Source organism: Undibacterium sp. GrIS 1.2, assembly GCF_040544435.1.
GTDB lineage: Bacteria > Pseudomonadota > Gammaproteobacteria > Burkholderiales > Burkholderiaceae_D > Undibacterium.
The window spans coordinates 1-8,838 of the sequence record NZ_JBEONP010000090.1; the positions used below are offsets into that span (position 1 = coordinate 1).

Here is an 8,838-nt window from a genome sequence, read left to right on the forward strand (position 1 = left end):
GATCGTCGTTGTGTTTGTTGGGCATCGGGGCGATCAGTAAAATTGAGGCCGCATCGTAACATCACCGCTTTTCGAGTTTGAAGTGCACCAACGCCTATTTGCTTGATACCCAACATTTTCCATTAAATAGGCAACGATTTATACGGTGGTAAATAGCAACTCTTAGACCGATAAAAACGACTCTTTCGTTGAAGTGGTCAGAAAATAATCCGTTACAGCACTTGTCGGTGCGCCAGCGATCAGATAGATTGTTATTTTTGATTTATTACACAAGTCTAAATACAACCATTTGTTAAGAATAACTATGCCAACAACAAAGACAAAAATTAGCAATTCCGATGTCAAGTCTTTGGCACAGGTTCTCGATCAAAGTGAGAAAATCAAAGATGTGATGATTGAATGTGCCGACGATCTTTCGTCTGTCAATGTCGCATTGAAACAGAGGTTGGCTAATGATGTCAGTTCTTTAGGCGTAGAAAACGCACTTCAGACCAGTCAATCGGTTGAAGAAAAGGTTCAGCATGCAGCGACCCAGCTGTCTGCTGTCAACCAAGCTCTTGGGGATGAAGTCATCGAACGTCAGATATTGGAGCAACGACTAGAGACTGCTCAAGCTCAAGCAGATGAGTCTAAACACGCATCTCTTCATGATCCTCTTACAGGACTCCCAAATCGATTATTGTTTTATGATCGTTTAGAGCATGGCCTAGCACAAGCCAATCGTCATGGCTGGGGCTTAGCGGTTTTTTTTGTTGACCTAGATAACTTCAAAATTATTAATGACACCCTAGGGCATGCCACTGGTGATCATGTATTAAAGACAGTCGCTCTGCGGCTAAAAGAAACGATTCGCAACGATGATACCCTCTGTAGGCATGGCGGCGATGAATTTCTCTACTTATTGCTGGAAGTAGGGGATCAAGAGCATATTGCAGTAATCGCCGATAAAATTATGGCGGCAATAGAAGCGCCGAAAGATCCTCCAGAATTGTCATCGATAACAATTCCATCTATTAGCGCCAGCATTGGAATTGCTATTTTCCCGAAAAATGGTTCTTCAGTCGAGGCGCTTATCAAAAGTGCGGATGAGGCAATGTATAAAGCTAAATTAGCGAAAGAAAATTATGTTTTTGCATGATAAACGAGCGCCGGATTACACGGAAATAGAGTTGTGTTGTAGCTATATAACGTAATTTTGATCAATTTTTCTGGGGCTAATGGCCAAACTTAATCACCTAGTAGTACTAGTTACTTCAGCAAAAAAAACAGGATGGGCAAGAATTGCGTCACGGAGAGGGTGGAATCGGAAGGTGTTTTAACCAAACAGCAAGTGCCTGATTTTTATGAGAATTTAGATGGGTAATCTGCTATAACCCTATAACCCTATAACCCTATAACCCTATAACCCTATAACCCTATAACCCTATAACCCTATAACCCTATAACCCGCATGAATGCTAGGGGCACCTACAGTGGCATATTGCACGGAAATCAAAACGACCCCTTGTAGGATGCTGTTGCCGAGACCGTGATTAGCGATAGCGCTCTGTTTGTTGTTGACTCTTATCGTGATGTCCACTACCACTGGCCCGGGAAAACCTCCCATATACACAAGTCCAAGCTGATCCGTATAGCGTCTCATACAGGGTTCTCACCCAACAATGTCGCTATTGGGGGCTTCTTCTGGCGTTTAAAAACATATTAGTTTTATCGTCAGAGCTGACAGAACATAAGAATCGAGGAGTTCATACAAATCATTTGCTCCGACGACCGCTTCAATCTCAAAAATCGAATCAACATTTCCTCGATTTAAAGAAATAATCTTTTGAACACCATAAATAGTACGAGAGAAGCGGGTCAATAAATGTCAGAACAATCATGAAACAAAAAAACCGCTTGAGCAATGAGCTATACGCGGGTTCCAACGCGTAATCATATATTAAACACTATTTATGGTGAAATAGGCGGACTTAAAATACTCTACTCTGCAACAGACCAATGTTGAATTTAAGCTTACTGATATTAATCAGTCACTTACGGTGTTTGACAAGTGTTAAAACTCATGTCGCATACGGGTTTTTATTTTTAATCTATTTTAGCGGCAACACAAATTTGACATAATCGCCAGTACTAGCATAACAATACATCGGTAACCAAAACAATTTAGAAATTGACCCACTTACTTATCATTGCAATTAACCAGACGATTACTTCTTATATAGAATGATTCTCGCACTATAACGTGCAAATTAAGTAAAAAAATAGGAGACATCATGAAAGCAAGTTTCACAAAGTCTAAAGTAGCATTATTTTCGGCATCTTTTGTTTTGTTTGGGTTTTTCAGTTCGTCGACTTGGGCTGCCTCGTCGGTACTGAAACCGGATGATTTTGTCGGTATCAGTTTCTGGTTGATTTCTATGGCGTTAGTCGCCTCAACAGCATTTTTCTTTCTGGAACGTGATCGAGTATCAGCGAAATGGAAAACTTCCCTCACAGTTTCTGGATTGGTAACCTTAGTGGCGGCCGTTCATTATTTTTACATGCGGGATGTCTGGGTCACAACTGGTTCCACTCCTACAGTTTATCGATATATCGATTGGTTAATCACGGTGCCACTCTTGATGATCGAATTCTATTTAATTTTGTCAGCGATTGCTAAGGTTCCTGCCGGGGTATTTTGGCGATTAATGATTGGTACCTTGGTAATGTTAATTGGAGGTTATGTTGGCGAAGCTGGATACGTTCCAGCAATGCCAGCATTTATAGTCGGAATGATTGGTTGGGCATTCATACTTTATGAGATATTTGCAGGTGAAGCCAGCAAAATTAACGCTGGAAGTGCGCCCCCATCAGTTCAATCTGCATTTACTACAATGCGATTAATCGTTACGTTTGGTTGGGCTATTTATCCAATCGGATACTTTGCCGGTTATCTGACCGGTCGCCCACCTGCCGACAGCGCAGGCATATTAAATATTATCTACAATTTAGCTGATGTACTAAACAAAATTGCATTTGGCTTGATTATTTGGAGGGTTGCGGTATCTGAGTCCGAAAATGTAAAACACTAATTTCACTAAAGCTGCTTCGAAGATTCTCCAGACAGTCTGGAGAATCTCTTTCCGAGTACTTTACCGCGCTTATTTATATCTTTAGGGTAAATATGCAAGCAAACATCATTGAGCAAGAGCTTATAGCGAGCTATTTGGTTAGTAAGCCCGATGCCTTGCTTCAGCAAGTGGAAACATGCATATTAGGTCTTCTGCAAAGCGTTCCCAACGTCCAACTTCTTGATCGCTTGGTTATTTCTACAGCTGATTCTTCAGATATTCGAAATGCAGCCATTTATCACCTTCAATCTGGAGGGCAGCGCTTGCGAGCGCGCATGGCACTGAGTGCAGGTCAAGAAATTGGTTTGAGTGACCAAGACTGCATATACATCGCCGCTTCAGTCGAACTATTACATAACGCCTCATTGATACATGATGATGTCCAAGACGGTGATAAATATCGTCGCGGACAAGAATCTGTTTGGAACAAATTTAGCATTGATTTAGCAATTTGCAGTGGAGATTTCTATTTATCAGCTGCCTACGGAGTTCTTTGTAATATTAGCAAACCCTCTCTCTTGCCTAGGATTTTGCAATTAATGCATGGGCGCGTATCAGAAGCAATTATCGGACAATCGGCTGAATTATCCATTAGTGCTAACCAGTTCATGTTGGAAACTTACATTCAAGTGGCCATGGCTAAATCTGGAGCATTGTTGAGTTTGCCTTTGGAGCTGACTCTACTGATAGGTGGACACGAGGAGATGCTAGCAACAGCGCAGCAGGCATGTAAAGACTTCGCAGTTGGCTTTCAAATTTACGATGATTTGCGTGACTTTTCTGTAGACTGTGCTCAACTAAATCAGTCGCTCGAAGAAGACCGCTTCAACATCGTTGGGATGTTTAATTATTTAAATTCTGTATCAAAGACCTGCGTCGATTCAATCGCGGCGTCCCAAACTCTTGCCGTTAAGCACCTACGGCTTGCGCAGACCTCACTAGCCGTGCTGCCTCAACAATCAGGTAAGCTACTCGCCGAATGTGCTCAAAACATTGAGCGGCTGCTTGATGACCTTCTCATAAAGAACTAATCTATGCGCGCAATCGTAATCGGTGCTGGATTTGGTGGAATTGCAAGTGCGCTTCGCCTTTGCGCGAAAGGCTACGAGGTAACGTTGATCGATCGCTGCGAAAAACTTGGCGGTAGAGCGCAATCATTTGAGAGAAACGGATTTCGACATGATGCGGGCCCCACCGTTATAACTGCTCCATTTTTATTCGACGAGTTATTTGATTTATTTGGCGAAAAGCTATCCGACCACATAACGCTTGTTCCGTTAAATCCGTGGTATCGCTTTCATTTTTCTAACGGCGAACATTTTAACTATGGCGGAACTTTAGAAGATACATTAGCGGAAATTCACCGGATCGAGCCCAACGATTGTGATCGATATCTCAAGCTGCTAGCGCACTCTAATCGCATTTTTGACGTGGGCTTTACTGAGCTATCTACCAAGTCTTTTCACAGCTTTTGGTTCATGATGGGACAAATACCGAGACTTGTACAGTTAAAAAGTTACAAAACGGTCTGGCAACTAGTTTGCAAATATCTAAAGAATGAAAATCTCCGTCAGGCTTTTTCTATTCAACCTTTACTAGTCGGCGGCAATCCTTTCAGCACGACAAGCATTTATGGCCTGATTCATTATTTGGAAAGGGCTTATGGAGTGCATTTCGCGATAGGAGGAACTAGAGCAATAGTGATTGCTTTGGAAAACCTCATGCGACGACATGGCGTCAATATCTTAATGGCCAGTTCAGTGAAGTCTTTAGTACTCGATTCCAACGTAGCAAAAGGAGTAGTTTTAGAAAGTGGCGAGACTATGATGGCAGATATTATTATCTCAGATGCTGACCCAGCTTACTTATATCGCAACATAATTGCACCGAAACACCAGTCTTTTTGGACGCGCCTCAAAACAAAAAAACCTACTTTTTCCATGGGCTTATTCGTTTTGTACTTTGGTACGACCACCGTTTATCCGGATATTGCACACCATACTATTTGGTTAGGAAAGAGATACCAAGAGCTTTTGACTGATATTTTTGACAATAAAATTTTGTCTGATGACTTTTCATTGTATTTACATCGACCCACAGCAACTGACCCAAGTTTTGCACCTCCTGGTTGTGACAGCTTTTATGTCCTTTGTCCGGTTCCTAACTTATTAGGTGGCCAAGAGTGGTCTGTAGAAGGTCCTAAGTTAAGAGATAGGATCATCTCGGCGCTAGATAATACTATTCTTCCGAACTTAACAAAGACGATCACTGAAGATTTTTATGAGACTCCAACAAATTTTAAGAATAATTATTTAAGCGAGCATGGCGCAGGGTTTTCAATTGCCCCTTTATTTAGTCAATCAGCATGGTTTCGGTTTCATAACAGGGCGGAAGGAATTAAAAATCTATATTTGGTTGGGGCCGGAACTCATCCGGGGGCGGGAATACCCGGTGTGATCTCTTCAGCTAAAGTCGTTGACTCACTTATTCCGTTTGCAAATACGGTATGAGCAACGAAGTTATTCATGCGACCGCTGAAGATACTCTTGCTTCAAAAGGGAAGAGTTTTCATTGGGCTCGCCGGCTGTTGGGTGAAAAAGACTCTCAGCGCGCCACTCGCCTTTACCAGTTTTGTCGCTACATAGACGATGTCGTAGATGAAGCGGAATCGGTTGATCTATCACGAAAAAACTTGGTAGAAGTACGGCAAGCCGTTGTATCCGGTCTAGGTACCAACGCAGTACTTGTTGACGGCTTAAATTTGATTAAAGAGTGCGGCATTGATTGCTCCGCAGTGCTCGATTTAGTTCAAGGAGTTGGCTCTGACATTGAGCTGGTCAGGATAATGGATCAAGATGAATTGCTACGCTACTGTTATCAAGTTGCAGGAACTGTTGGTCTAATGATGTGCAAAGTGTTGAATTCACATGACAATAACGCTATTCCGTACGCGATTGATCTGGGGATAGCAATGCAATTAACTAATATTTGCCGCGATATAAAGGACGATGCGTTGATCAACCGACGTTATCTCCCAATCCATTTTATCAATGATATGGATATCCAAGATCTCATCACGCCCACCGGATCCAAAGTTAAACTAATTAAAAAGGCCGTTGCTAGTCTTCTCGCGAGTGCGGATAAGTACTACGAAAGTGGCGAATGTGGACTATCGTACTTGCCTTTTCGGGCGCGATTGTCAATCTTAGTGGCCGCGCGAGTATATCGAGAAATCGGAAAAGAGCTCGAAAAGCAGGATTATGAATATTGGCATCGTCGTATCATCGTCCGGACACCTCGCAAACTATTGGTGACATTAACCGCCGTTTTGTCGGCGGTCACGAGTCTCCGATTTTGGCGTCACCCTGCCGCACACGATTCAAGTCTGCATAAAGCAATACAAGGATACTATGTCTCAGAACCACGATCGGCTCAAATACATGAAAACTGATGTTGATCTGATCATTATAGGAGCAGGATGTGCGGGCCTAAGTCTAGGTATGCAATTGTCAGCGATGGGGGAAAATTCGCCAAAAACCGTGTTGATAGACCCACGTAAATCATATCAAAATGATCGCACATGGTGTTTTTGGAGCAGTGAAAACAAAACTTGGAACAATATTGCCAATCACCATTGGAATCAGTTTTTAGTTAAAACCAGCGCTCAGAGCGTGGTCGTTGATTGTTCATTTGCCCCTTACAGAGTCATAAGCGCCCGAGATTTTTATGATCATGTTCTAGCCGCCATCAGTAGCAACACAGCGCTCGAAATAAAGACTGATACTACCGTAATCGGGAACCCTAAATTAATAAATGGTAAATGGTATGTCCATACTTCCAATGGAGAGTTCAATGCTAAAACAATAGTTGATACTAGACCATTTCCCGTCGACCCGCAGAGCGGTGCCACTCTCTGGCAATCGTTTTTAGGATGCGAGATCGAGTCAATTGATCCGATATTCGATCCATGCATTGCGCACCTAATGAACTTCTGTGACGCCAATAACGATTATGTTGGATTTACTTATCTGTTACCTTTGACTCCTAGCAGAGCCTTGATCGAGTTCACCGTTTTCGCTGAGCGACCGTACTGTGCACTTCAGTTACAAGGTCATCTCGGCGATTCGATTTTGCAATATACCCAGGGCGGCTCATACAAGGTTAATAGAACAGAAATTGGGTTAATTCCTATGGGAATTCCTAATTACCCAAAACAATTAAAAATGGAAAAGACCTATGTTTTTGCAGGCTTAACGGCTGGCGCAGCGAGACCAGCCACAGGTTATGCATTCCAAAGAATACAGATCTGGGCTAAAGAATGTGCGATTTCACTATGTCAAAACCAGCACCCAATTGGACATTGCAAAGATAAAGTATTACTCAAAACAATGGATGCGATTTTTCTTAAAGTCATTCGGGATAATCCGAAATTAGCGCCCGATTTATTCATTAGTTTGTTTTCGAAAGTGAAGAGCCAACAACTCGTCCGGTTTTTATCCGATCAGGGAAACCTATTTGACTATTTATCCGTGATAAACGCATTACCGCCAGCCCCATTTATTAAACATCTACTTAAACGTCACAGAACGTGAACAGCATACAAATACAGCGCTTAGTATTTTTTTGTTTAACTATATTAGCAACTTTAATTTCAATGCTGATCGATTCATTAGATCCACTTTACAAGTTGCTGTTTATAACGTCACTTGTGCTGTTTTTAGGCGTTCCACATGGGGCCCTAGACCTTGTTTTTGCGAAACAACTATTTTTGATTAACGGGTGGCAATCTTGGCTAAAGTTCACCATTACCTACTTAGCACTGAGCTTAAGTGTGGTTATTGTGTGGTGGCATTTTTCAATGAGTTTTATGGTAAGTTTCTTATTACTCTCAATGCTGCATTTCTCAAGGGACTTAATATTAACGAGGCTAAAAATAACTAGATTTCTTTACGGCGGTGCCATCATCGTATTACCTACAATTTTACATTCCGATCAGATGACCAGCTTATTCGCTTTAATTCTTAATGAAGAAATGGGGCAACAGATAACTTCATTTTTAAAATTAATTGCCTTGCCTTGGCTAATTTCAAGCGTTGCTTGCTTCTGCATTGAGTGGATTGAAAATAAGAGCGCTAGCTTAGAACTTTTTTCAGTTTGCTATTTAGCAGTCTTGGCAGAGCCCTTAATTGGATTTGCTATTTTTTTCTGTGGAATGCATAGCTATAGACATATCCTGAGGACCCAACACTACTCTAAACTTAGCTTCAAACAATTATTGATAATTTCTTTGGCTCCAATGATAGGAACCATTCTGTTGGCTGCCACAGGTTGGTTTTATTTACCACCGTCACCAAACTACCCGCGGATTACGCAATTTTTATTTGTGACACTCGGCGCACTAACTCTTCCCCACATGTTACTCATTGATCGAATAAAATTTATTCAGTAGTATTAATTTAGTAACAGCAAAAGTATTAATTAAAACCGTATCACTATATGAATCTAAGTTTAGTTTTCTTTAACAACAGACGGCTCTAAACTGGTAGCCTAAAGTGATCGGCAATTAGCCTGAGTAACAATCCATGAAGTTGACTAAACTTTGAACTCTCTAGAGATTGGCAAAAATTGTTACCAATTGAGCTTCTTGCAAAATACCCAAACCAGTAAAGTCGAGCATGGGTGTGGCCACTGTTGCGATTGGTTTTCTTGTTTGAAGCGGCACATGTGA

At 41.7% G+C, this 8,838-nt stretch carries 7 protein-coding genes; all 7 read left to right on the top strand.

Annotated elements, in window-relative coordinates; genetic code table 11:
* Positions 1-304: 304 nt before the first annotated feature.
* The 7 genes from AAKU61_RS21280 to AAKU61_RS21310 all read left to right on the top strand — a co-directional run bounded on the left by AAKU61_RS21280 (position 305) and on the right by AAKU61_RS21310 (position 8,559).
* On the top strand, positions 305-1,138 hold the full coding sequence (locus AAKU61_RS21280; RefSeq protein WP_354335520.1) for a diguanylate cyclase domain-containing protein: 834 nt from the start codon (positions 305-307) through the stop codon (positions 1,136-1,138).
* A gap of 1,135 nt (positions 1,139-2,273) precedes the next feature.
* A complete protein-coding gene (locus tag AAKU61_RS21285) occupies positions 2,274-3,071 on the top strand; it encodes a bacteriorhodopsin-like (protein WP_323492900.1) in 798 nt (265 codons plus the stop codon).
* A gap of 92 nt (positions 3,072-3,163) precedes the next feature.
* Complete coding sequence (locus tag AAKU61_RS21290; RefSeq protein WP_354335523.1) at positions 3,164-4,141, top strand: polyprenyl synthetase family protein; 978 nt, start codon at positions 3,164-3,166, stop codon at positions 4,139-4,141.
* A 3-nt stretch (positions 4,142-4,144) separates the two neighbouring features.
* On the top strand, positions 4,145-5,620 hold the full coding sequence (crtI, locus tag AAKU61_RS21295) for a phytoene desaturase family protein (RefSeq protein ID WP_323492898.1): 1,476 nt from the start codon (positions 4,145-4,147) through the stop codon (positions 5,618-5,620).
* Positions 5,617-6,561 carry a phytoene/squalene synthase family protein gene (locus AAKU61_RS21300; protein WP_323492897.1) on the top strand — a complete coding sequence of 315 codons (945 nt, stop codon included), beginning with the start codon at positions 5,617-5,619 and terminating at the stop codon, positions 6,559-6,561. The genes crtI and AAKU61_RS21300 overlap by 4 nt, the downstream gene beginning before the upstream one ends.
* Positions 6,551-7,702 (top strand): lycopene cyclase family protein, encoded by a 1,152-nt coding sequence (locus AAKU61_RS21305; RefSeq protein WP_323492896.1) that lies wholly within the window; start codon positions 6,551-6,553, stop codon positions 7,700-7,702. The genes AAKU61_RS21300 and AAKU61_RS21305 overlap by 11 nt, the downstream gene beginning before the upstream one ends.
* On the top strand, positions 7,699-8,559 hold the full coding sequence (locus tag AAKU61_RS21310) for a Brp/Blh family beta-carotene 15,15'-dioxygenase (protein WP_323492895.1): 861 nt from the start codon (positions 7,699-7,701) through the stop codon (positions 8,557-8,559). Before AAKU61_RS21305 ends, AAKU61_RS21310 begins: the two co-directional genes overlap by 4 nt.
* Positions 8,560-8,838 lie beyond the last annotated feature (279 nt).